This is a genomic window from Rhizorhabdus sp. GW822-FHT03C02 (assembly GCF_058801765.1).
Genome location: NZ_JBXANN010000005.1, coordinates 321,367 through 344,521, shown reverse-complemented (window position 1 = coordinate 344,521; position 23,155 = coordinate 321,367). Strand labels below are relative to the sequence as shown.

19 protein-coding genes are annotated in these 23,155 nt (G+C 66.1%); 10 read left to right on the top strand and 9 right to left on the bottom strand.

From position 1 onward, the window contains the following. The first annotated feature begins 61 nt into the window (after positions 1-61). From AC1RM6_RS15870 to AC1RM6_RS15860, 3 genes are all read left to right on the top strand, one after another. Positions 62-574: an RNA polymerase sigma factor gene (locus AC1RM6_RS15870; RefSeq protein ID WP_493102853.1), complete on the top strand. Its 513-nt coding sequence runs from the start codon at positions 62-64 to the stop codon at positions 572-574. Positions 575-643: 69 nt separating this feature from the next. Further along, the gene (locus tag AC1RM6_RS15865; RefSeq protein ID WP_493102851.1) at positions 644-1,576 is read left to right on the top strand and encodes a FecR family protein; all 933 of its coding nucleotides are present in this window, start codon (positions 644-646) and stop codon (positions 1,574-1,576) included. After that, positions 1,573-4,008: a TonB-dependent receptor gene (locus AC1RM6_RS15860; protein WP_493102849.1), complete on the top strand. Its 2,436-nt coding sequence runs from the start codon at positions 1,573-1,575 to the stop codon at positions 4,006-4,008. The genes AC1RM6_RS15865 and AC1RM6_RS15860 overlap by 4 nt, the downstream gene beginning before the upstream one ends. 110 nt (positions 4,009-4,118) lie before the next feature. On the opposite strand, the gene AC1RM6_RS15855 is transcribed toward AC1RM6_RS15860, so the two are convergent. From AC1RM6_RS15855 to AC1RM6_RS15835, 5 genes are all read right to left on the bottom strand, one after another. Beyond that, positions 4,119-5,486, bottom strand: a complete 1,368-nt coding sequence (locus tag AC1RM6_RS15855) for an efflux transporter outer membrane subunit (protein ID WP_493102948.1) — start codon at positions 5,484-5,486, stop codon at positions 4,119-4,121. A gap of 177 nt (positions 5,487-5,663) precedes the next feature. Then, entirely contained in the window at positions 5,664-6,557 is an 894-nt protein-coding gene (locus AC1RM6_RS15850) for an efflux RND transporter periplasmic adaptor subunit (protein ID WP_493102847.1), read from the bottom strand. Then, entirely contained in the window at positions 6,554-6,769 is a 216-nt protein-coding gene (locus AC1RM6_RS15845) for a DUF1656 domain-containing protein (RefSeq protein WP_493102845.1), read from the bottom strand. The genes AC1RM6_RS15850 and AC1RM6_RS15845 overlap by 4 nt, the downstream gene beginning before the upstream one ends. Beyond that, positions 6,766-8,808 (bottom strand): FUSC family protein, encoded by a 2,043-nt coding sequence (locus tag AC1RM6_RS15840; RefSeq protein ID WP_493102843.1) that lies wholly within the window; start codon positions 8,806-8,808, stop codon positions 6,766-6,768. The genes AC1RM6_RS15845 and AC1RM6_RS15840 overlap by 4 nt, the downstream gene beginning before the upstream one ends. Positions 8,809-8,810: 2 nt before the next feature. Next, entirely contained in the window at positions 8,811-9,254 is a 444-nt protein-coding gene (locus AC1RM6_RS15835) for a MarR family winged helix-turn-helix transcriptional regulator (protein ID WP_493102841.1), read from the bottom strand. A 409-nt stretch (positions 9,255-9,663) separates the two neighbouring features. On the opposite strand from AC1RM6_RS15835, the gene AC1RM6_RS15830 reads away from it, so the two are divergent. Then, on the top strand, positions 9,664-11,532 hold the full coding sequence (locus tag AC1RM6_RS15830; protein WP_493102840.1) for a DUF6065 family protein: 1,869 nt from the start codon (positions 9,664-9,666) through the stop codon (positions 11,530-11,532). A gap of 140 nt (positions 11,533-11,672) precedes the next feature. On the opposite strand, the gene AC1RM6_RS15825 is transcribed toward AC1RM6_RS15830, so the two are convergent. From AC1RM6_RS15825 to AC1RM6_RS15815, 3 genes are read right to left on the bottom strand one after another with little or no spacing between them, the layout of a single operon-like run. Then, positions 11,673-15,035 (bottom strand): DEAD/DEAH box helicase, encoded by a 3,363-nt coding sequence (locus AC1RM6_RS15825; protein WP_493102838.1) that lies wholly within the window; start codon positions 15,033-15,035, stop codon positions 11,673-11,675. Next, positions 15,028-15,501: a hypothetical protein gene (locus AC1RM6_RS15820; protein ID WP_493102836.1), complete on the bottom strand. Its 474-nt coding sequence runs from the start codon at positions 15,499-15,501 to the stop codon at positions 15,028-15,030. The genes AC1RM6_RS15825 and AC1RM6_RS15820 overlap by 8 nt, the downstream gene beginning before the upstream one ends. Beyond that, positions 15,465-15,974, bottom strand: coding sequence for a hypothetical protein (locus AC1RM6_RS15815; RefSeq protein WP_493102834.1), 510 nt, complete (start codon positions 15,972-15,974; stop codon positions 15,465-15,467). Before AC1RM6_RS15815 ends, AC1RM6_RS15820 begins: the two co-directional genes overlap by 37 nt. A gap of 339 nt (positions 15,975-16,313) precedes the next feature. On the opposite strand from AC1RM6_RS15815, the gene AC1RM6_RS15810 reads away from it, so the two are divergent. From AC1RM6_RS15810 to AC1RM6_RS15785, 6 genes are all read left to right on the top strand, one after another. Continuing rightward, positions 16,314-16,721: an MAPEG family protein gene (locus AC1RM6_RS15810; protein WP_493102832.1), complete on the top strand. Its 408-nt coding sequence runs from the start codon at positions 16,314-16,316 to the stop codon at positions 16,719-16,721. Between the two features lie 167 nt (positions 16,722-16,888). Continuing rightward, entirely contained in the window at positions 16,889-17,539 is a 651-nt protein-coding gene (locus AC1RM6_RS15805) for a TetR/AcrR family transcriptional regulator (protein WP_493102830.1), read from the top strand. Positions 17,540-18,037: 498 nt separating this feature from the next. After that, entirely contained in the window at positions 18,038-20,485 is a 2,448-nt protein-coding gene (locus AC1RM6_RS15800; protein ID WP_493102828.1) for a TonB-dependent receptor, read from the top strand. A gap of 75 nt (positions 20,486-20,560) precedes the next feature. Continuing rightward, positions 20,561-21,496 carry an NAD-dependent epimerase/dehydratase family protein gene (locus AC1RM6_RS15795; RefSeq protein ID WP_493102826.1) on the top strand — a complete coding sequence of 312 codons (936 nt, stop codon included), beginning with the start codon at positions 20,561-20,563 and terminating at the stop codon, positions 21,494-21,496. Between the two features lie 128 nt (positions 21,497-21,624). Further along, on the top strand, positions 21,625-22,128 hold the full coding sequence (locus tag AC1RM6_RS15790; protein WP_493102824.1) for a nuclear transport factor 2 family protein: 504 nt from the start codon (positions 21,625-21,627) through the stop codon (positions 22,126-22,128). Continuing rightward, complete coding sequence (locus AC1RM6_RS15785) at positions 22,125-22,634, top strand: nuclear transport factor 2 family protein (RefSeq protein WP_493102822.1); 510 nt, start codon at positions 22,125-22,127, stop codon at positions 22,632-22,634. The genes AC1RM6_RS15790 and AC1RM6_RS15785 overlap by 4 nt, the downstream gene beginning before the upstream one ends. Before the next feature lie 47 nt (positions 22,635-22,681). Here the strand turns inward: AC1RM6_RS15785 and AC1RM6_RS15780 are convergent, their stop codons facing one another. Further along, positions 22,682-23,152, bottom strand: coding sequence for a hypothetical protein (locus tag AC1RM6_RS15780; RefSeq protein WP_493102820.1), 471 nt, complete (start codon positions 23,150-23,152; stop codon positions 22,682-22,684). Between the last annotated feature and the right edge of the window lie 3 nt (positions 23,153-23,155).

The window sequence follows — 23,155 nt, the reverse complement described above, 5'->3', positions numbered from 1 at the left end:
GGGCGTGTAGAGCGCCGCCGCTGCTAGGCGGTGTTGCCACAGAGGACAGATAAGCCGCGCGATGACGAGTACCGGGCTGGAAGCGATATTTCTGGAAAACCGGGACCGGCTGCGGCGCTTCCTCGTCGCGCATGGCGCGGGCGATGCTGCCGACGATCTGTTGCAGGAACTCTGGCTGAAGATCGCCGCCGCTCCCGACGGGCCGGTCGCCCAGCCTTTGTCCTATCTCTACCGCGCCGCCAACAATCTGATGCTCGACCGCTATCGTTCGACCCAGCAGGCGGCCAAGCGCGATTCGGACTGGACCGACGCCGCGACCACCGCGCCCGGCCGGTCCGACGAACCGTCGAGCGAACGCAAACTCATCGCCCGCGAACAGCTGCGCCTCGCCCAGGAGGCACTCGCCGCGCTCGGCGATCGTCCCGCGACGATCTTCCGCCGTCACCGTATCGACGGCATCGCCCAGCGCGACATCGCCGCCGAGTTTGGCATCAGCCTCAGCACGGTCGAGGCCGATCTGCGTCGCGCCTATGCCGCGATGATAGAATTGAGGAAAAGATTCGATGACGGCTGAAACGTCAAGGTTCGGCCGCATCGGCTCCGTCTCTACCTGCGGAGCATCATGATGGCGCAGGACAAGGATATGATCGACGATCGGGCGCTCGAATGGGTGATCCGCCTGCGCGACCCCCAATTCGACGATTGGGAGGGGTTCGAGGCGTGGATGGCGGCCGACCCGGCCCATGCCGACGCCTATCATATGATGGCGATCGCCGACGCCGATATGGCCGAGCTGCTGGCAGCCGAACCCATGGCCGAGCCGGCGGCGCTGCCCGACAATGTCGTGCCGTTGCGCCCCGCGCCCCGGGCCACCCGCCGCTATTGGCTCGGCGGCGCGATCGCCGCGTCGATCGCAGCGGGGGTCGGTTTCCAGATGGTCGGCCTGCCGTCGTCGACCTACCAGGTCGAAACCGCCGCCGGCGAGCGCAAGACCGTGACCCTCGCCGAGGGCACGAGCATCACGCTGAACGGCGGCACCCGCCTCACCCTCGATCGCAAGGATCCGCGTCATGCGACCCTCGATCGCGGCGAAGCGGTGTTCGCGGTGGTCCATGACGCCGCCCGCCCGTTCCGGGTCGCGGTCGGCGATGCCGAGCTGCTCGACGTCGGCACCCGCTTCAATGTGCTGCGCGAGGATCATGCGACCAGCGTCCAGGTCGCCGAAGGCGCCGTCGTCTACAATCCGAAGGCCGAGGCGGTCCGCCTCGATCCCGGCCAGACGCTGAGGGTCGCCGACGGCGGCGACAATGTCGTCCTCGGCCATGTCGCCCCGGCGGCGGTGGCGGGGTGGAAACAGGGTCGCTTCATCTATGACGGCCAGCCGATGGCGGCGGTCGCCGCCGAGCTGACCCGCTATTTCGGCCAGACCGTCCGGGTGTCGCCCGCGGTCGCCGCCAAGCCGTTCCGCGGCGTGCTGAGTCTGGGCGCCGGCGACGATGTCGAACATCTCGGCACCCTGCTCGACGTCGATGTCCGGCGCGACGGCGCCGACTGGGTTCTGTCGCCGCGCAGGTGAACCGCCCGGGGGCCGTCCTTGCCGCGATCCTGATCGCGGCCGCATCGCCTGCCACCGCCGCGGGCAGGCCGACGCTCGACCTGCCGGCCGGGCGGCTCGGCGACGCGATCGCGGCCCTTTCGGCACAGGCCGGCGTCAGCGTCGCGGTGCCCGATAGGAGCTTGTGGAACAGCCCGGTCGCGGCGCTATCGGGCCGGATGTCGGTCGATACGGCGCTGCGCCGGCTGTTGCGCGGCAGTGCGGCGAAGGCGGTGGCGCTCGGCGGCCCCAACTGGCGGATCGTACCGCGCGTTCGCCCCGCGCCCCGGCCGGTTCCCGTCGCCGCGCCCACTGCTGCGCCCGACGATCAGGGCGATCCGATCATCGTCACCGCCAGCAAGCGCGACACCCGCCTGCGGGATTTCGCCGGCTCGGTCAGCCTGATCGACGGTCGCGATCTGAGTTTCGGTGGCGAGCAGGGGATGGAGTCGGTGCTGTCGCGGCTTGCCAGCCTGTCCTCGACCCATCTCGGCGCCGGCCGCAACAAGCTGTTCATCCGCGGCATCGCCGATTCGAGCTTCACCGGCCCGACCCAGGCCACCGTCGGCCAATATCTCGGCGACATGCGGCTGACCTACAATGCCCCCGATCCCGATCTGCGGATGCAGGACATCCGCACCGTCGAGGTGCTCGAAGGGCCGCAGGGCACGCTCTACGGCGCCGGCGCGCTCGGCGGCATCATCCGCGTCGTCCCCAACCGCCCCGATCTCGCCGCCATCGGCGCGACGCTGTCGGGCGGGGTGTCGGCGACCGCGCATGGCGATCCCGGCGGCGATCTCGCCGGCATGATCAACCTGCCGGTGCTCACCGACCGGGTCGGGCTGCGGCTGGTCGGCTATGGCGTCCAGGAAGGTGGCTATATCGACGATGTCCTGCGGCAGAAGAAGGACATCAACCGCACCCGCATCGCCGGGGGCCGTGCCAGCCTGCGCGTCGATCTCGGCGACGACTGGTCGGTCGATCTCGGCGCGGTGGTCCAGGACAATCATGGCCGCGACAGCCAATATGCCGACCGCGCGCTGGCCCCGCTCAGCCGCGCCAGCAATGTCGCCGGCGGCTTCGACGCCAGCTACCGGCTCGGCCAGATTGTGATCGCGAAGAGCTGGGACGGGCTGTCCTTCCTGTCGTCGAACGGGCTGGTCCGCCAGCATCTCGACGAACGTTATGATGCGACCCCGCTCGGCGGCGCCAACCAGCTGTTCGTCCAGGCCAACCGCACCCGGATGTTCGCCAGCGAGAACCGGCTGTGGCGGCCGATGCAGGGCGGCTATGGCTGGGTGCTCGGCGCCAGCTTCACCCATAACCGCACCCGGCTCGACCGGTCGCTCGGGCCCGAGGACGCCCCACTCCCGGTCACCGGGGTCACCAACCGGGTCAACGAGGGCACGCTCTATGGCGAGATCAGCGTCGAGCCGATCCGCGGCCTGACCTTCACCGGCGGTGCCCGCGTCACCCGCTCGAAACTGGCGGGCGAAGGCGAGGACGTCTCGCCCGCGATCAGGGTCGCGCTTGCGACCCTCGGCACCACCGCCAGCCGGCGCGAGAATATCGTCCTGCCCTCGGCGGCGGTGTCGGCGGCGGTGCTGCCCGGCGTGCTGCTCTATGCCCGCTATCAGGAGGGGTTCCGCCCCGGCGGCCTCGCGATCGAAAGCGCGTTCGTCCGCCGCTTCCGCAACGACCGGGTCGCGACGATGGAAACCGGCCTGCGCTATGGCGAGCGCGGCCGCGATCCGTTCGACCTGTCGGTCAGCCTGTCCTATACGCGCTGGCAGAATATCCAGGCCGACTTCATCGACACCGCCGGCCTGCCCAGCACCGACAATATCGGCGATGGCCGCATCTATTCGCTCGCCGCCGCGGTTGGCTGGCAGCCGATCCCGGCTTTGCGGCTTGACGCCGCGCTCACCTACAATGACAGCCGGGTCACCGATCCCTCGCCGACCTTCGTCGCCGCGCTCACCCGGCTGGCCGCCACCGGCACCTTCACCCCGGGCGCCCCAGTGATCGACGGTTCGATCAGCGGCCCGATATCGGGCAACGCGATGGGCCGCATCCCCAATGTCGCGCGCTTCACCAGCCGGATCGGCGCCGATTACCGCGTCGAACTGAGGAATGATCTCGACCTCAGGGTCAATGGCTGGCTGCGCTATGTCGGCAAGTCGCGGCTCGGGCTCGGTCCGGTGCTCGGCGAGACCCAGGGCGACTATTTCGACAGCGCGCTGACCGCCCGCATCGGCCGCGCCGATCTCGGCCTGTCGATCGGCGTCACCAACCTCACCGACGAAATCGGCAACCGCTTCGCGCTCGGCACCCCCTTCGTCGCCGGCTCGGGCGCCCAGCTCACCCCGCTGCGGCCGCGCACGATCCGCCTGGGCATCGACGCGGGCTTTTAATTCTAAGCCCCTCCCTTTCAAGGGAGGGGTTGGGGTGGGTCGCGAGCGTAGCGAGCGTCCGCGCTCGAACCGAGAGGGCCTTCAGCGGTTCCGAGCGCATGTCGGCCCTCCTATTGCCAACCGCCCCCCAACGCCAGAAACACCCCGATCTGGTCGTCGACCAGCTGCGCTTCCGCCGCCGCCTTCGCCGCCTCGGCGCTCGCCAGGCTGCGTTGTGCGTCGAGCAGCGACAGGAAATCGCTCCGCCCGAACCGGAACAGCCGGTCGGCCTGCTCGGACGACAGCGCCGCGCTGTCGCGCGCCTTGGCGAGCGCGGCGGCGCTGTCGCGGTCGCGGGCATAGCTCTCCAGGCTGGTCTCGGTCTGGCGCAGCGCCTCGAGCATCGTCCCGTCGAAATGCGCCAGGTCGGCGGCGGCCTGGGCATCGGCCTGCGCAATCCTGGCCTTCACCACCGGCCGGTTGGGGAAGGACCAGCTCAGCAGCGGCCCCAGGCTCATCCCGAACGACGAACCCGATCCGATCGCGCGCGCCGGCCCTGCCAGCCCGATCGACCCGCCCAGGCTGATCTGCGGATAGAGATCGGCGGTCGCCACCCCGATCAGCGCGGTATCGGCGGCCAGCGTGCGTTCGGCGGCGCGGATGTCGGGGCGGCGGCGGATCAGCGCGGCGCCGTCGCCGACCGGCATCGGCTGGCCGAGCGCGGGCAGCGTCGCGCAATCGGCGATCTCGCGCGGATAATCGGCCGGCGGCCGCCCGAGCAGCGTCGCCAGCAGATAGAGCGCGGCCTGTCGCTTCGCCTCGAACGCCGGCAGGCTCGCTTCGCTCTGGTCGACCGCCGCCTGCGCCCGGCTGACGTCGAAGCTGGTCCCGCGTCCGCCGCGCTGCAGGCGGTGGGTGACGTCGAGCGTGTCGCGCTGCAGGCTTACCACCTTGCGGTTGACGCCCAGGCTGTAATTGGCGGCGCAGACATCGGCATAGGCCTTGGCGGTCGCCGCCGCGACGCTGACCCGCACCGCGTCGCGCGCGGCTTCGGTCGCTTCGGCATCGGCCTGCGCCGATTCGATCGCCCGCTTGATCTTGCCGTTCAGGTCGAGCGGATAGGCTGCCGACAGCCCGATATCATAGCCGACCACCCCGGGCAGGCTGCCGCCGGTGCCCGAACTCCGCGCCAGCGTCGCGCCGCCGCTGATCCCGGTCGTCACCGTCCGCCCCGCCTGGGCCTCGCGCACCACCGCATCGGCGCGGCGCAGATTGGCGTCGGCGGCGCGCAGGTCGGCATTGGCCGCCAGCGCCTGTTCGACCAGCGCGTCGAGCTTCGGATCGGCATAGAGGCGCCACCAATGATAGGGCAGCGGCGCCTGCGCGAAGGCGGCGCCTTGCGCGGCGGCGAACGCCCCTTGTGCGGCGGGCCGGCTGTCGATGGCATGGTCGGGCCGGTGGTAATCGGGGCCGGCGGTCGCACAGGCGGCGAGGAGCATCGGCAGCAGCACAGGCAGCAGCCGACGTGTGGCCCCGACCTTCTTTTTCCGTTCGTGTCGAGCGAAGTCGAGCATGGGTCGCGCAGCGAACCGTGCTGCACGACCGCGAGGTGTCTCGACTTCGCTCGACACGAACGGGAGGGAATCTAAGCCAATCCGAATGAGGCGGCACATCGCTCAGCCCCTCCGCACGCCGGTCTGCGCCGTCTCGGGCTGCACCGTCACCGTCGCGGTGCGGCCGGCGATCAGCCGGATGTCGCGCGGCACCTGCAGCAGCTTGACCCGCACCGGAATGCGCTGGGCGAGGCGGACCCAGGAGAAGGTCGGCTCGACCGTCGGCAGCAGATTGTCCGAATCCGACCGGCTCGAATCGTTGATCCCCGATGCGATGCTCTCGACCCGTCCCTGCAGGTCCTGCGCCTCGCCCATCAGCCGCACCGTCACCGGCGCGCCGGGGTGGATCAGCGGCAGCTTGGTCTCCTCGAAATAGCCCTCGACCCGCAGGCTGTCGCGGTCGATCAGCGCCATCGCCTGCTTGCCCGCCGCCAGATAATCGCCCGGATGCAGATCGAGATTGGTGACCACCCCGTTGACCGATGCGGTCACCCGGGTGCGGCGCAGGTTGAGCTCGGCGGCGTGCTGGCTCGACATCGCCTCGGCCAGCGCCGCGCGCGCGGTCGCGACCCGCGCGACATTCTGCTCATGGCTTTCGGCGGCGACCAGATCGCCCAGCGCCAGGTCGCGGCTCGCCTCGCGCTGCGCCTGACCCAGCGTCGCCCGCGCGCTCGCCACCTGCGCCTGCGCCTGTTCGAGCGCGAGCGCGTAGCGCGGCCGGTCGATCACGAACAGCAGGTCGCCCGCGTGCACCGTCTGGTTGTCGTGGATCGCCACCTCGGTCACCAGCCCGCCGATATCGGGGGTCACCCGCACCACATCGGCGCGCACCCGCCCGTCGCGAGTCCAGGGGCTGCGCTCATAATGATGCCACATCCACAGCGCGACCAGGACGGCGGCGAGGGCGATGGCGATGGTGGCGGCGCTGCGGGTCAGCGTGGCGGCAAGCTGTTTCACGTGGGGATACCGATCAGGGGGGAAAGACGGGCCAGCAGGCCCAGGCTGAGGATGAACAGGCACAGATCGACCAGCGCGCGATAGGCGACGAAGCGGTAGAGCCCGAACCAGCTCATGATCCGGATCGCGAGCACGGTCGGGATCAGCGCCGCGACCGCGAGCAGCAGCAGCGTCGGCACGAACACCCCGCCGATCGAGATTTCGCCGGTCATGCCGCGGCCCTTTCATAGCCGGGCGCCGCCGGGAACAGGTTGCGGCGCAGGCTGACCAGCGCCAGCGTCGCCGGCCGCGCCGCGACTGGAATCCGGGTCAACGCGCCGATCGCCGCGTCGATATGCGCGAGCAACCCCGGCCCGGCCGGTGCCGGCGCATCGGGGTCGAGCCCGCGATAATAAGCGCCGACATCGTCGAGCACCGGGGTCAGCGGCCGCCCGGCCTCGGCGGGCAGGTCGATCCGCAGCTGGCGCAGCTCGCCGATCGCCACCCCGGTGCGCAGGTCGCGCAGCGCGTCGTAGAGCGGCTTGCCGCTGTCCTGCCCGCGCGCGGCGAGCCGCGGCGCCAGCAAGGCGACCCGGTCGAGCATCCGGTTGATCCAGGCGCGGACGTCGGGCGGGCCTGCGATGTTGCTGCGCGCGGCGATGTCGGCCCAGCCCGCGCGGATCGTCCGCCGGATCGCGCCCTCGGCGCCCGCCGATTGCAGCAGCCGCGCCATCAGGATCGCGAACCAGATGCCGATGATCTGCGCGATCGCGCCGTTGACGAACGAAGCGAACTGGTTGGTGTAGCTCGCCGACAGCAAAGCCGGGCTGCCGAGCCCCAGCATCGCCGCCAGCGCGACGACATTGTAGCGCGGCGACGCCATCAGCGCCCCGCCGATCAGCAACATCGGCGCCATCGCCGCCGCCAGCATCGCGAAGCCGTCGAGCCGCGGCATGATCGCATAGCCGTAGAGCAGCCCGAGCAGCGACGCCGCCACCGTCCCGATCAGGAAGGCGCGCAAGGGGACGGCGGGATCGTCGGAGGCCGAGAACAGCGCCAGAAACACCCCGGCCAGCGTCACCGATCCCGAAAATTCGGCCGACCCGCTGCCGATCCACAGCGCGCAGCCGACGATCACCGTCACCATCGCCCCGAACGCGCCGCGCAGTGCGCCGGCATAGTCGCGGTGCAGCTCGCGGTTGCGCCGGCCTTCGAGCAGCTCGCCGACCCGCGCGGTGACCGGCCTGCGGCTGTGGGTCTCCATCTGGTCGCGCAGGTCGCGCGCGTCGCGATGCGCCGCGATCAGCGCCGACAGCCGCGCGAGCAGGCTCATCACCATCATCTCGGGCCAGGCGAGCTCGGGCGCGGCCGCGGGTTCGAGCGCGGCGCAGCGGTCGCGCAGCGCTTCGGCGGCGTCATGCCGCGCCGCGCGGTCGTCTCCGGGTCCGGCGAGCCACAGCCGACAATCGTCGATCAACCCCGCGACCGCCGACGGCAGCGCCACCCCCGCCTCGCGCAGCGCCCGCATCCGGTCGTCGACCGCGGCGCCCAGCGGCAGCAGCAGCGACAGCTGGTCCTGCAGCGCGCGCACCGTGCGCACCCGCGGCGAAACCCGGCTGGTCTCGAACGGCAAATGGGTCGACAGCATGTGGAGCTCGGTGATGTCCTGCGCCAGCCGCTGGCGCTCCTGCTCGACCCCCGGCACCGCCGCGGGCGCGATCGAATCGCGCGACCAGCGCTCGGCGTCGCCCAGCATCATGTCGATCCGCCGCAGCAGCAACTGGGTCACCGACCCGGGCAGGACGAAGCCATGGACCAGGCTGCCGCAGACGATGCCGATACCGATCTCCTGGACCCGCAGGATCGCGGTGGTGAAGATCTCGCCGGGCGCATCGACGCTGGGGATGCCGATGATGCACGCGCTATAGCCCGCCAGCACGAACATATAGGCGCGCGGGGTGCGGTCGAGCAGCGACACGAACACGCACAGCCCCAGCCACAGCGCGAAGCCCAGGGTCAGCAGTTCGGGCGAATCGACCAGCGCCGGCACCATCAGCACGGTGACGCTCGCGCCGACGATCGTGCCGATCACCCGGAAGATCGCCTTGGAGATCACCGCGCCGGCGAGCGGCTGGGCGACGATATAGGAGGTCAGGAACGCCCAATAGGGCCGCTCGAGCCCGATCCGCAGCGCGATATAGAGCGCCAGCATCCCGGCGACGAAACATTTGATCGAGAACAGGGCCGCCGGCCAGCCATAGCGCGCGCCCATGGTCAGGCCCGCCGCTCGGCGATCGCGACGGTCAGCCGGTCGAGCACCCTGAGCGTCGCCGCGATATCGTCCGACGACAGCCCGTCGAGCAGCTCGTGCCGCAGCGCGACCAGGGTCGCCTCGATCCGCTCCGCCAGTTGCCGGCCCTGTTCGGTCAGCAGCAGATGGTTGACCCGCCGGTCGTGCGGGCTGGTCCGCCGCACCAGCTGCCCCGACGATTCGAGCTGGTGGACGATCCGTACCAGCGACGCCTCGGTGATCCCGATCGCCCGCGCCAGATCGGCCTGCCGCACATCCTCGCCCAGCCGCTGGAGCCACACCAGGCACCAGCCGGTCGAATTGGACACGCCGAGCCGGGCCAGCGCCTGATCCGCCAATTGCTGCCACGCCCGCGCCACGGGGTTGAGCCGCGTCGCCAGGTCGCGTTCGAGTGTCCTGCGATCCATATCCATTAGTTAGCACACTAAGAGATATTTGCAAGCGCAGTGATCGACGCCAGCACGAGCCCGCCTTCTGAAGCCCTCCCCCGTTCTTCTGAAGCCTTCTCCCGTCCTTCACGGGAGAAGGTTTGGATGAGGGTCTTCTTCTCCTGTGCCTTCTCCCCACACTCCCTCCCCACCGTTCGTGTCGAGCGCAGTCGAGACACCACACGCAACATCGGGGCAGGTGTCCCGACGACGCTCACCACGAACGGCCGGGGTCATGGCCGGACCGGCGGCACCAACCCACCGCCGGCGAATGATCGTCCCACGGGCCCCCCGTCTCCAAACCGACATCGATCCCCTTCTATGCTAAACGATTACCACCCGCCGCTCGCCCAGCGGCGGAGCCCGACACGCTGGAGCCGTCGCCGCAATGCCCTCCGACCCCATCAAGCCCCCGGTCGACCTCATCTGCTACCTCCACCCCGCCTGGGCGCCGCGCATCCGGCCGGCCTCGGCGAAGCGCGACTGGATGGAGACCACCCCCGAACGCTTCGCCTATCGCTGCCTGCCGCTCGCGATCGCCAACGCCCATGGCTGGGAGATCGGCAGCCCGTGCGGGTTCGAGGCGCGCTGGAATGGCGGCCGCGGCACCGAAGCGGTCGAGATCCGCCTCGATCCCGGCACCCCCCTCGCGCAGGCGCCGGTGTCGCTGTTCGGCCAGGGCACGATCACCTTTCATGTCGAGGGGCTGTTCCGCACCTCGCCCGGCTGGAATCTGTGGGTCGGCGGCGCCCCCAACGCCGCCAAGGACGGCATCGCCCCGCTCGGCGGGGTGATCGAGACCGACTGGTCGCCCTACAGCTTCACGATGAACTGGCGCTTCACCCGGCGCGGCGAATGGGTGCGGTGGGAGAAGGACGAGCCCTTCTGCTTCTTCTTCCCGATCGAACGCGGGGTGCTCGACGGGGTCGAGCCCGAACTGCGCCCGCTCGCCGACGCCCCCGAACTCGAGGACGCCTTCACCCGCTGGAGCGCCTCGCGCGACGCCTTCCAGGCGCATGTCCGCAAGACCAACCCGAAGGCCCCCGCCGACCGCTGGCAGAAGCTCTATTATCGCGGCGTCGGCCCCGACGGCGAACCCGGCCCCGACGACCACCAGGCCAAGCTGCACCTCGAACCGTTCCGCGAAGGCAGCGACCCGCCCGCGGCCTGCCCGGCCCATGTCCCGCAAGTCCAACCCCAACCGGCGCCGGCATCGGCGCCGAAGCCCGCGATCGCCGCGACCGGAGCCAAGATCCCGCCGATGCTCGCGGCGATGCCGGCGGGGCAGGGCGCCAATGCCGCGGCCCGGATCCAGGCGGCGACGAACCTCATGACCCTGAACCGGCTCGGCTTCGACGCGCCGCTGCGGCCGGGTGCGGCGCCGATCGCCCCGGCGCTCGCCGCATCGCCCGCCCCGGCGGAGCCGCCGCACAAACCCGATCGCCTCGCCGCCCGCCGCGACTGGATCGACGAAATCGCCCGCCGCCAGCGCGCGCTGGCGCCCCACGCGGCCGGCGCCATCCCCCGCGTCCGCACGCCGTCGGCGGACGAATTTCTCGATCACTTCTACGCCGCCAGCCGGCCGGTGGTGATCGAAGGCGCGATGGACGGCTGGCCCGCGCTCGACCGCTGGACCCCCGACTATCTCGCGGCGAAGGTCGGCGCCGCGCCGATCGTCTATCAGGGCGGCCGCGACGCCGATCCCGATTTCGAACTCTACAAGGATCGCCACACGAAGCGCATGGCCTTCGACCGCTTCGTCGCGGCGGCGGGGCAGGGGGCCGGCAACGACGCCTATGTCACCGCCTATAACAGCGCCGAAAACCGTACCGCGCTCGCGCCGCTGAACGCCGATCTCGGTACCCTCGACGCCTACCTCACCCCCGGCGAAGGGATGATGTGGATCGGCCCGGCGGGCACCTTCACCCCGCTCCACTTCGATCTCACCAACAATCTCCTGGCGCAGATCGTCGGCCGCAAGCGCCTCGTCCTGCTCCCGCCGAGCGAAACCGCGAAGCTCGCCAACAGCCGCCATGTCTTCAGCGACGTCCACGACGTCACCGACCCGGCGAAACTCGCCCGCTTCCCGCAGGCGAAGGACGCCCGCCGCTTCGAGGTCGAGATCGGCCCGGGCGACCTGCTCTACATCCCGGTCGGCTGGTGGCACCAGGTGCGGTCATGCGACTTCAGCGTGATGCTGACCTATACGAATTTTCGGTGGGCGAATGATGCCTATGCGAGCTTTCCGGGGGATTGAGCGCGCCAGCGTGCAACGGAATCGGGAATAGGGTTGCGCTAATAATTCTCGATTGACCGCATTGGTTCGATTGCAGATGGCCTGCTTCTGCACCTCGATAACAAAACCTCTCGCTCATCGCGGATCGTTTAAGACGATTTTCACGACTCCCCATTCGTCTGGAACTGCTGCAAAATCGCCTGAAAATCATCACCTGAGAGATCGCCAAACATCTCGGAGATCTGCACCGTCTCCAGTTTTTGCCGAATCGCCTCCCAAGTGTCGCTGGCATCGCGATTCAGCTTTCCAGCCATCCCTTCAAACGCCTGCTGCACCTCGACGCGCGAACCGGTTTCTGAGTCACGGGACAGCGCATAGTGGTACGGGGTTTTGAAGCCGTAGCGAGTAAGCTGAGACAGAAAACCTGGCATCGGAGGTGCATCGACACCTCGGTCTTCGCTGATTTTCTGAGAAATCTGACTGAATACGCCGCAAAGGAATCCGAGATCTGGCGCAAGGCGTATCGCGAACCGCCGCGCGCGCTTTCCCTTTTGGTCGGCAGTGGTGGGCCTCTTCGTGCCAATTTCGTTCGCAGCCACAAAGGTAGCGATCGTCGTTTCAATCTCGCAGAGCGGGCGTCCGCCAAACCACAAATCTAACGCTTCCACAGTACCTTTGAGCGCTATTTGGCGGGCGGTTTCGGTGTTTGGTTGTGTCGTATAGGCCCGACCGAAGACCCGTCCGACGGTTTCCGGTCGAATGAAGGCGTCTGTCTCGGGTTCCGTCGGGCTCAGCTGACCAAGGAGCCATTTAACCCAAACATCGGCGTCCGGACTATCGAAAGGAGCCTGATCATAAGCGCCAGCAAGCCTCACGACAAATGCTGCTGACGTGCCGGTTTTCGCCGCCAGCTCTTCCAGCCATGGTAAAGATGGCGGCTCCTCCCGCTTCGCGATCTTGTCAAGTAATATAGCTTTTCGTTGGGCGAGCCATTGGTCAGCTGCCTCAGGATTGGATGCTTGCCGCCTGTAAAATCCGAATGTCCGGCGCGCCAAGTTATCGAATGTCTCGACCCCTTCGCGCTCCTGCCCAAGAGATACGGCCAAACGGCGCAACAAGTAGTCAGCTTCCCGGGTAACCACTCCGGCGACCTCGATCTGATCAAACAGTGTTGTCAAAGGATCATCTAGCGGGAGACATTGGTCGCCCTCGGCAAAAATGACCTTCAACTCCTCATCTGAACTGACGGTTTTCGTGCTCAAATCGCATGGTAGTGGACTGCCCGGAATAACGATGGAAAACCCGGTAGCAGCTTGACCGGCACGGCCTGCTCGACCCAAGGCATTGATGATCTCATGCGGCATTAAGGAGACGCGCGCTTTTTCCTCTGCATCAGCGTCGTCTAGACGATCCGAGGAGGCGAGGATGACAACGTCACAGGGCAAATTAAGCCCCTGCGCCAGAGTTGATGTCGCCGCTAGCACGTCCACGCCGCTGTCCCTACTTTTGAACAAAGTCTCGACGAGCCGTCGTTCGCAGGGAAGAAGTTCACCGTGATGCACAGCAGCCAATCGCGTTCCAGCATCGTAGATCGCATCGGCGTTTCCCAACTCAGATATGGCATCGTTTCGCCATTTTTCCTGACCGGCATCGCGCTCGGAAGGGAAGGGTTGCGCAGCACCATTTAGCGACTTCGCAACGCTGCCGCAGGTCACGATGCTCTCGCAAAAAACCACAACCTTGAGGCCGCTGGCAGCGAATTTTCCTGCAATGTTGGAGGCTACTTCATACCTGTTCGCCGTAAGCCAGCGGCGCAAATTTTTGCCTCCGACCGCAAGCGCGACAGGCCCGGCGGAAAAGGGCCGAATGAGCAGCTTGTCGGGCGCTTTGGGATTCCATCCGCTTGAGAGCGAGAACATACCATACGGCACCGCCGCCGGAGAATTTGACCGCGGCGGAATATTGATCTTCCTGACTTGCGACTGAAGCTCATTCTTTTCGTACAACACGCAAGAGCGCAACTGCCTGGTTGGCTTCCATTTGAAATCGAATGGTATGACCGGGCGGCCGATCAGCTTTCCGAGCCAATCGGCGATCTCAGTGCCGTTGCTAACCATCGCGGACAGTAGAAGATAATCCGCACTGGGGTTGGTTACTTGGAAGGTGAGTAGACAGAGCATCGCGTCGATGCCCCGGCGGTCCACCTTAGCTGCTGATCCTCGGAATGCAGGGCGATTGACGCCGAGCAGATGAAACTCATCGAAGACGAAAAGTCCGACGTTGGCAAACAATTCGGGTGCGAAGGTGAGTAGCGCAAAGCATCGTTCAGGTGTAACGACGGCGATGTCAGGTAGTACTTGGGCGGTCTCGTCCAAGCTCACATTCTCGATGCTGACAGCCTTCGCGACGCCAACGACACGCTTGTTCAGATCATCCTCGATCTGGCTCACCAGCGCGTGTGTTGGGGCCAGATAGAGCACGGTCTTTCCGGCTGCGAGTGTGGAGACAATCTTGAGTGCGGCGAGTGTGCTTTTCCCGGAGCCTGTCGGGGTGGTCATTACAAGCGATGCGCCCTGATTCAAATAACCGGTTGCGATTGCCTGCCGATGATTCTCCCAGAGGAACGGCCACCGGCTGGCTTCGCTTTGAACCCATTCCGTCCATTTTTCTGGGTCTGCCCCCGTGGGAGGGGCGACAAGGACAAGGGCGTTGTCTTGAAACGAGCCCGCCGCCTTGGCTAGTAGCGCAGCGAGGTGATGCGGCCCGGCGAAGATCGATGTCGCCTTAAGCGGGATGGCGGCTACAGGAGATTCCAGAATGCTCGTCGCGATTGACCTGTTGATGACACCCTGAAAAGCCGCTTGAGCTGTCTCAATCGCTTCCACACCATCAATACCCAATCCCGCCCGGGCGAGCATCATCACGCCAATTAATATTTCTCGGTATAGAAAATCGACCGCAAGCTCGATCGGATCGGTGTTGGGCGAGACCTCTGCATCAAGATTCGTGTCGGCGATTTCTTGAAATTGACCGCGGGCGAACCTGCCAAGATTCAGAATGAGGACTCGACGGATTGGATTAGCTTCGCCGGTAGCTCTAACGTCGCGGCTTGCCTCGTACGCATCCGAGGATCGCTCCGCGATGAGGAATAACAACGCGGCGGCAATCTCCGCGCCGATCGCCACATGATCGAGGACGGTGGGCTTTTCCGAGGCCGGATCGAGGCGCGCAATTTGGGCTAAAACTTGGCGAGCCGACCCCGCGACAAATGCTATAGAACGGCGACGGTCCGCCTGCACGTCGAGCACGATCTCGGTTTCATACACGTCAGCAAGACGCCCCATTCGGTCAACCAAGCCAAGAAGTTCGATCCGATCTTCTGTACTCAAGCCAGCCCCGACCTTTAGTCGCGCGGCGGCAATCTCCACATAAGCGGTGGTTAGCTGATCAACGAGCGTCTCGGGATTAAGACCGGGCAGCGGCGGTGCAGCGCTAATCACCCGCGCGGTTTCCTGATCAAACATTTGGCTTCATCTCTTCCAGACGAGCGATAACTCTAGTCGCCAGCTCTTGCAGGTAAGGTCGGACTGCGGGCATTGGCATGACTTCGCCCAGCCGAATCTGCACATCGCCTAGCGCTTGGTTCTCGTATCCATCGAATAGATGACGGTAGCTCCCATCCTTGATCTGGTCGTCACCTGCGGCGAGAGCTATCCGGTAATGCTTCGCGCGGTCCCAGACCGTTGCCGCCAAAATGGCTTCCCGATCGATTGGCTGCACATTTGACAAAAGCGCTCCCACGGCGGCGGCGATTTCGCGGTCCTTGTCGCCAGCGATTATGGCTTTGATGTCCGGCCAAATCTTGCCAGTGACCAACCCTCGCGGGCTGGTCGAAGCCTTGTCTTCGCACAGGATTACTTGCGAGAGCGCGAGTTGCCCCGGCGTATGTTGAATTAGGAATCCATCAAAGCCCTTATCCGCCGCACGCACATGTGGTGGTGTTGCCTCCGCATGTGGGTATTGCAGCCGAGCCGCATCCAAGAAATATGCTGGAACAGCAGGCCATCGCGATGAGATATTCGCGTGGCTAGTGTGCGATTGGCTTTGTTCCTGATCTCTACATCGGCGCTGGTCAGGTCATGCAGGAGGTCGCTCGTTTTATACCGCAAGGTGTCAATGGCGTTGTCGATTTCCTTGCCGATGAACGCGGCGGGTCCTGGCGCCAACGCTTGGATGACAGCGACAGCGTGAGCCTGCTTCTGCACGTAAAGCCAAGCAATCGCGGTTACGAGCGAGTCATCAATCGCGATAGTCCACGACGATAGAATACAAGTTGGAGCATTCTCCGCAGTTTCAATTGTTAGCGGCATAATTCCAATTTCGCTGATTGCTTGTGAACTCTGATCTGTGATGCGCCATACCTGACTATCGTGCCTGACAGCACTTCCTTCAGCAAGGGCCATATCTGGCGAGGGATGATATGTTTGAGCCGATCTTTCGTCCCAGCCTTGGCATGGCGAACGGCGCCCTAGGTTTGGCGCGAGCACTTAAGCGCCTACAAAGCTGAGGTGGTCTACGAACACCAAGTAGCTGATTGTAAACGATTCATCGAGCAACAAAATTGCCGATTCTGTTGCATCTCGCTGCCTCGTTATGCTCTAGATGATAGCGCGCCGTCGTTCTGGTCTCCGACCACAGCTGGCGAAAACGCAACACGCATCGGCGATTTCCGTCATACCCCCATGCATGCCATGCTCGCATCGATGGCGACGCTTCACCGCCGCGCCCCGGAGGGAACGAACATGATGATGGGACATCGCTGGACCGCCCTGGTCTCGATCCTCGCGCTGCTGGTCTATTTCTGGATGAGCGTGCAGGTCGGACGCGCCCGCGGCAAGGCGGGGATCGCCGCCCCGGCGATGACCGGCGACCCGCTGCTCGAGCGCGCGATCCGGGTGCACATCAACACCCTCGAATGGCTGCCCCTGTTCCTGACCGGGCTCTGGCTGTTCGCGATCTACTGGGACGAGCTGGTCGCCGCCGCCCTCGGTCTGGTCTGGATCGTCGGGCGGCTGATCTATTCGGCCGCCTATATGGCCGATCCGGGCAAGCGTAGCCTGGGCTTCCTGATCCAGTTCGCGGCCGCCATGATCCTGTTGCTCGGGGCGTTCGGCAGGATCGCCTATAGCCTGGCGACCGGCGGCGCGTGACGTCGCCCGGGACGTCTTTCGCGTCGAAGGCCGCCCCCCTATCGAAATGGTCGGCGATCGGGCGATCGGCACCGCGATCGCACCGACCCGATCCGGGTGGAAAGCGGGATGGTCCCGGAGGCGGTCGGGTCGACATCGAGTCGGCCGGCTGATAATTCGGTTTGGTCATGCCGTCCCCCACGCCTTCGAAAATCCACAAGAACACGGCGGCGACCCGCTCCGGCATCCTCGACGCCACCGAAGCCATCATGCGCGAGGAGGGCTATGCCGCGGTCAGTTCGCGCAAGGTCGCGCTCCGCGCCGGCCTGAGTTCCAAGCTCGTCCATTATCATTTCAAGACGATGGACCATCTGTTCCTCGCGCTGTTCAACCGCGTCGAGGAGCGGTATTTCCATCATCTCAGCCAGACGCTGGTCGCGGATTCCCCGCTCCGCGCGCTGTGGGAGCTCGGGATTTCGCCGACCGCGCCGCGCATGCACAAGGAACTGCGGGCGCTCGCCACGCATAATGAGCAATTGCGCGGGCTCATCGCCCGCTCGTCCGAGCGGACCCGCTCGATCGGCACCGCGATCGTCGCGCGAGCCCTGCTCGACCGGGGGATTACCGCCGAACAGCTTGCACCCAAGGCGGTGGTGGTCATCATGGAGGGCGTTTCCCGGCTGCTCGTGTCGGAAAACGCGCTCGGAACACAGGACGGCCATGCCGAGGCGATCGATCTCGTCGAACGCTGGATCGACATGATGACATCGGCCTTGCCGAACGCCGGCCAGCCGCTGCCCGCGAACGACGAACCCGCCGAGGCCGACACCACCGGCTGACCAGCCCCGGTCGTCGCGGGCGTCGCCCGCCGGCGAACCGCCACAGCATCCCCACTGCCTTGCAGATCGATCGCGGATGCGCCGCCATCCGCGCGGTCGCCTGTCGCCGCGCACCGGCTATGCCATCGGCGCTTGCAATATTGGGCGAGTGCCCTAAAAACATAGGACGACGAAGGTTCGATCCGATCTGTAACTGTTTGGGATCGGAGCGTGTGTGACGTCGGCATGCAAGGCAATTGCCTGAATATACACGACCGGAGGTCAAAAGGCCGCGGCGGGGAGGATGTGAAACTGTGGGCAAGGGGAAGCATCATGCTTCAGCTATAAGATGGCCTCGCCATCATGCCGGCCCGGTGGCCGGTTTTCCCTCGCTCCTACGCCGTTCGATCGAACCCGCGGGGCGATGCCCCGCATGATGTTCGGCCGCATCCGCTTCTGTGACGTCGATCGATGGGCCGTCCCGAGGCGGCCTGCGGACACTATGATGAGGGGATCGTAATGACAGGGACAATATCCACCTACGCGCACCGCGGACTCCGCAGGGCGTCGATTCTCGGGGCCGCCGCGCTGATGCCGGTCTGCGGCACCGCGGGGCTCGCCCAGACCGCACAGGATGTGGCCGCCGACAATGAGATCGTCGTCACCGCCCAGCGCCGGGCGGAAGCGGTCGAGGACGTGCCGATGACGGTCTCGGTGATCTCGCAGGACACGCTGCGCAATGTCGGGGTGAACACGGTGCGCGAGATCGCCAACGTGACCAGCGGCATGCTGATCAACAACAGCGGCGCGTTTCCGCAGCCCGCGATCCGCGGCATCACCACGATCAACGCGGGCATCTACGAGAATAATGTCGCGGTGTTCGTCGACGGTCTCTATCAGATCGCGCCGCAGGTCCTCACCATGGAGCTGCCGAACGTCGATAATGTCCAGATCCTCAAGGGGCCGCAGGGCACGCTCTACGGACGCAACGCCACCGGCGGGGCGATCCTGATCGACACGATCGATCCCAGCCGCGACTGGCACGGCAATCTCGAGGCGACCTATGGCCGCTTCGACGACCGGCGCGGCCGGGCCTATCTGTCGGGGCCGATCGCCGACAGGGTCGGCTTCAGCCTCGCCGGCACGGTGCGCCACACCGACGGCTATTATAAGCGGGCGAGCCGCACCACGCCGGGCGAATTCGACGGTCGCTTCCTCGGCCTGAAACAGGAATCGATCCGCGCGAAGCTCAAGTTCGACCTGTCCGACAGCTTCCGCGCCACTGCGGGCTACTCCTATGGCCGCACCAGCGATCCGCGCGGGGTGATCTTCACCGCGATCGAAAATGTGAACACCCCTTATACCGGCGCCAACGCGACGCGGCCCACCGGGCTGGGCGAGGTGTCGGGCGACCTCTTCACCCAGAATTTCAAGCAGCATGAAGGGTCGCTCAAGCTCGAGCTCGACACCGGCATCGGCCGGTTGCAGTCGCTCACCGGCTATACTTCGGGCTGGCTGCGAAGCGCTTATGATGCCGATGGCACCTATGCCGCCGGCGGCTATTCGGACACGATCATCCGCGACCGGACCTGGCAGGAGGGGCTCGATCTGACCGTCGATGCCATCGACAATGTCGATCTGATCGTCGGCGGGACCTATTATCATATCCGCACCGACTATGATCCGGAGGCCGCCAACGCCGCTTATGCCGCGCCCGCCGGCTCGCTTCCGGGCACGCCGCTGTCCAGCTACCGCAAGGCGCAGGAAATCTATTTCTGGCGGACCAAGCAGGCCTGGGCCGGTTTCGTCGATGCGACCTTCCATGCCTCCGATCGGCTCAGCATCAATGTCGGCGGCCGCTACAGCACCGAGACGCAGGACGTCGCCGCGCAGAAGAATATCTATTGCACCAATCCCGCCACCTGCACGGTCGGCACGATCACATCGACGCCCTATACCCGGGCCAGTTCGGCGCAGGGGTCGAAATACAGCAAGTTCACGCCCCGCGCGTCGATCCGCTACGAGATCGCGCCGCGCACCAACATCTACGCCTCCTATTCGAAGGGCTTCCGCGCCGGCGAATGGAACTCGGTCCCGCCCTCCGACACCAATCTCGCGCTCTGGCGCAGCAATGGACAGATCGGCCAGGAAACGGTCGATGCCTATGAAATCGGGGTGAAGTCGGCGGGGCCGCGCTTCCACGCCGACGCTTCCGCCTTCTATTATGATTACAAGGACCTGCAGGTCAGCACCACGGTGTTCGTCGGCGCGGTTTCGCTGGTCAGCCTGCAGGCGGTGCCCAAGGCCAGGATCTACGGGCTCGAGGGCAATGTCGACTATGAGCTCGTCGACGACCTCACCGCCCGCGCCGGGGCGACCTGGCTGCACGCGCGCTATGGCGACGGTGCGGTGTTCGTCGGCACCAGCGTCAACCCGCGGGGGACCGGCTATAACAGCAACAGCGATCCGCTCAGGGTCTTCCCCAATGTCGGGCAGACCGCGATGGACATCTCGGGCAAGCAGATGTCGCGCGCGCCGAATTTCAGCGCCTATTTCGGCCTCGACTATCTGGTCCACAGGGGCAATGGCGGCCTGCGCCTCGCCGGCAATCTCAAATATACCGACAGCTATGTCGTGACCAATCCGTCCTTATGGGGCGGCGAGCCGCTCGCGGCCTACACCGCCCGCAAGGCGGCCGATCCCAACGCTTTGCCGAACAACGACGTCGCGCTCGCCGGCACGCCTTATGCCGGGCGATCCAACGACCAGCGCGCACGCCAGGGCCGCTATGTCCTGTTGAATGCCTCGGTGACATGGACCGACCCGTCCGATCATTATTATGTCCGCGTCTGGGGCAACAACCTGACCAATATCCTCTACCGGACGCATTATAACCCGAGCACCGCCACCTATTCGCCGATCGCCGAGCCGCGAACCTTCGGCGGGACCATCGGCTATAAATTCTGATCCCCCCGCCTCTGATCCATTGTTGCCAATATGCCGGCCGCGGCGCGTCCGCGCCGGCCCGTCTGGAGAAATCCCATGCCCCAGCTTTCCGGCAAGCGCGTCCTGATCACGGGGGCGAGCGGCATCGTCGCCCTGCCCGTCGCGGTCGAGCTTGCGAAGACCAACGAAGTCCATGCCGTCGCGCGCTGGTCCGACCCGGCCCAGAAGCGCAAGATCGAGGATGCCGGGGTGCGCGCGATCGCGTTCGACCTTGCCGAGACCGACCTGTCGCCTTTGCCGAAATCGGTCGATATCGTCATCAACTATGCGGTGCTGCCGCCGAAGTTCAAGAACATGGCCTATGACGTGAATATCGGCGCGACCGGCCGGCTGGCCCGGCGCTACCGCGATTGCGCGGCGTTCGTGCAGGGCAGCACCGGTTCGCTCTATGAATATCAGGGCGAGCGCCCGCTGCGCGAGGATGATCCTTACGGGCTCCACAGCGCCGGCGAGAATTATGCGGCGAGCAAGATCGGCGCCGAATATCTGCTAAGGCATCTGAGCGAGGATTATGGGCTTCCGGTCACGCTGGTCCGCATCTTCTCCTTCTACGGTCCGCGTGGCGGCGGCGTCACCCAGCGCGTCGACCAGGTCCTGCGCGGCGAGCCGGTGAGCGTCTATCCGGGCGTGCTCAACATGCACACCCCGCTCTACGAGGACGACTATGTCGCCAAGACCATCGCCGCGGCCGGCATCGCCAGGATCGGCGCCGAAGTGGTCAATGTCGGCGGGTCGGAGGCCGTCACCACCCAGGATTATTGCCGGATCGCCGGCGAGATGGTCGGCAGGGAGCCGATCTTCGTCGAGACCGGCACCTCCTGGCCGATCTGGGCCGACACCACGAAAATGGAAGCGTTGCTCGGGCCCAGCACGGTGTCGATCCGCGAGGGGGTGCGGCGGATCATCGAGTCGGCGCACGAACGTCTGCCGAACGCGCATCATGTCCTCGGCCAGGCCGGCGCCGACGCGTGACCGCGCGGGCACGCGCCCCCCTCGCGATCGCGGGTCGGCCCGTCGGCCGCAGGGCGGTTGAGGTGCGGCCGAACATGCGCGATCATCCGCCGGTCCGTCGCGGCCCGGCGGTCAGGAGAGGAACGACCATGAACGTCGGCGACCAACTCGGCGATCTCGAACGGCTGATCGAGCTCCAGGCGATCTTCGATCTCAAGGGGCGGCGCGACCATGCCGTCGATCAGAAACGCTGGGACCTTTATGCCGACATGCACACCGACGATTATGTCGCGATGTCGATCGGCGCCGAGCCGATCGTCGGCGGGCGGGCCGCGGCCGATGCGCTGTCGGTCCAGCTCGCCAACGTCACCACGGTCCATCATTGCCATACGCCGGTGATCGAATTCCAGGATCGCCGCAACGCCACCGGCGTCTGGGCGATGGAGGATAATCTCTTCTGGTCCCGCGACGGCGAGAAGCAATGGCTGCGCGGTTTCGGCTTCTATCACGAGACCTATGTGAAGGGGGATGATGGCCGGTGGCGCTTCCGTTATCGCAAGCTGCACCGCACCCACGCCGAGACCTCGCCGGGTGCAGCGCTTCTCGCCGCCGATCTGTCGGGCGAGAATCTGATCGTCGGCGTCGCCCGATGACCGTGCATGTCGCGGGCGATCCGGCGCACGAACCCGGGCAATCCGACGACGATCGCGCCATCCGCCGGCTGGTCGCCGAATATAGCGACGCGATAACCCATCTCGACGCGCGCCGCGCCGCACTGACCTATGCCGAGGACGGCTGCGTCTCGCTGCCGGGTGTGCAGATCGCCGGCCGCGCGAACATCGAGGCGGGCATGCGCGAGACGTTCGCGGCCTTCCAGGTGCTGCAGCTGGTCGCCCATGCCGGCCTGATCGATATCGACGGCGACCGTGCGTCGGCGCGCTGGTCCACCGTCGAGCTGGGCGTCCGCACCGGCGCGACCGCGCTCAGCTGCATCCTCGGCCGCTATGAGGACGAATTGATCCGGACGCCGCAAGGCTGGCGTTTCGGCAGGCGGGTGTTCAGCCTCGCCGCCCGGGCGCTGCTCGACACCGAGAAATTGCAGCTCAACCCCGCTTTCGGATCGGTCGGCCCGTTCACAGGCGCCTCGACCGAAGCGTGACCGTCGGACCGCCCGGCCGTTCCGCAGGGGGAACGGGCGGCTGCCGCTCACATTGGGTCGGGAGGGGGCACAACGGACGGGTCGATCTCCACGCCGGGAAGCCCGAAAAAATCTTCGCCGAGCACCGCGACCAGAAACGGGGCATCCTCGGCATCGACATAATTGCATTCGCCGCTGACCAGGTCGCCGGTGAACTCGCACCAGCTGAACTGGCTCGACGCCCGCTCGCCGCCGTCGGGCAGCGGCTTCACGATCCGCACTTCGCCGATGAACCCATCGTCGGCGAACCAGCTGTTGACGACGTCGGGCGCCCCCATCGCGCCGATGATCGGGAACATCCGCTGGTACATTTGCGAGACGCCCTCGACGCTGGTGATCGAACAGCCGATCGGCTCATAATGCCAGCCCGGTTCGTGGTGGACCGTCGCCATGAGCTTGTCGATCTCATGCGAGAATTCATAATGAGTGTGCCGCTCGGCGAGCGCCTGCATTTCCGCCAGGCTGCGATCGGTAGGCATCGG

Bases quoted from the DNA above. Each gene is read 5' to 3' on its own strand.
- AC1RM6_RS15870 (WP_493102853.1), top strand. From the start codon at position 62: ATGACGAGTACCGGGCTGGAAGCGATATTTCTGGAAAACCGGGACCGG.
- AC1RM6_RS15865 (WP_493102851.1), top strand. From the start codon at position 644: ATGATCGACGATCGGGCGCTCGAATGGGTGATCCGCCTGCGCGACCCC.
- AC1RM6_RS15855 (WP_493102948.1), bottom strand. From the start codon at position 5,486: ATGCTCCTCGCCGCCTGTGCGACCGCCGGCCCCGATTACCACCGGCCC.
- AC1RM6_RS15845 (WP_493102845.1), bottom strand. From the start codon at position 6,769: ATGACCGGCGAAATCTCGATCGGCGGGGTGTTCGTGCCGACGCTGCTG.
- AC1RM6_RS15840 (WP_493102843.1), bottom strand. From the start codon at position 8,808: ATGGGCGCGCGCTATGGCTGGCCGGCGGCCCTGTTCTCGATCAAATGT.
- AC1RM6_RS15835 (WP_493102841.1), bottom strand. From the start codon at position 9,254: ATGGATCGCAGGACACTCGAACGCGACCTGGCGACGCGGCTCAACCCC.
- AC1RM6_RS15830 (WP_493102840.1), top strand. From the start codon at position 9,664: ATGCCCTCCGACCCCATCAAGCCCCCGGTCGACCTCATCTGCTACCTC.
- AC1RM6_RS15825 (WP_493102838.1), bottom strand. From the start codon at position 15,035: ATGTTTGATCAGGAAACCGCGCGGGTGATTAGCGCTGCACCGCCGCTG.
- AC1RM6_RS15815 (WP_493102834.1), bottom strand. From the start codon at position 15,974: ATGGCCCTTGCTGAAGGAAGTGCTGTCAGGCACGATAGTCAGGTATGG.
- AC1RM6_RS15810 (WP_493102832.1), top strand. From the start codon at position 16,314: ATGATGATGGGACATCGCTGGACCGCCCTGGTCTCGATCCTCGCGCTG.
- AC1RM6_RS15805 (WP_493102830.1), top strand. From the start codon at position 16,889: ATGCCGTCCCCCACGCCTTCGAAAATCCACAAGAACACGGCGGCGACC.
- AC1RM6_RS15800 (WP_493102828.1), top strand. From the start codon at position 18,038: ATGACAGGGACAATATCCACCTACGCGCACCGCGGACTCCGCAGGGCG.
- AC1RM6_RS15795 (WP_493102826.1), top strand. From the start codon at position 20,561: ATGCCCCAGCTTTCCGGCAAGCGCGTCCTGATCACGGGGGCGAGCGGC.
- AC1RM6_RS15790 (WP_493102824.1), top strand. From the start codon at position 21,625: ATGAACGTCGGCGACCAACTCGGCGATCTCGAACGGCTGATCGAGCTC.
- AC1RM6_RS15785 (WP_493102822.1), top strand. From the start codon at position 22,125: ATGACCGTGCATGTCGCGGGCGATCCGGCGCACGAACCCGGGCAATCC.
- AC1RM6_RS15780 (WP_493102820.1), bottom strand. From the start codon at position 23,152: ATGCCTACCGATCGCAGCCTGGCGGAAATGCAGGCGCTCGCCGAGCGG.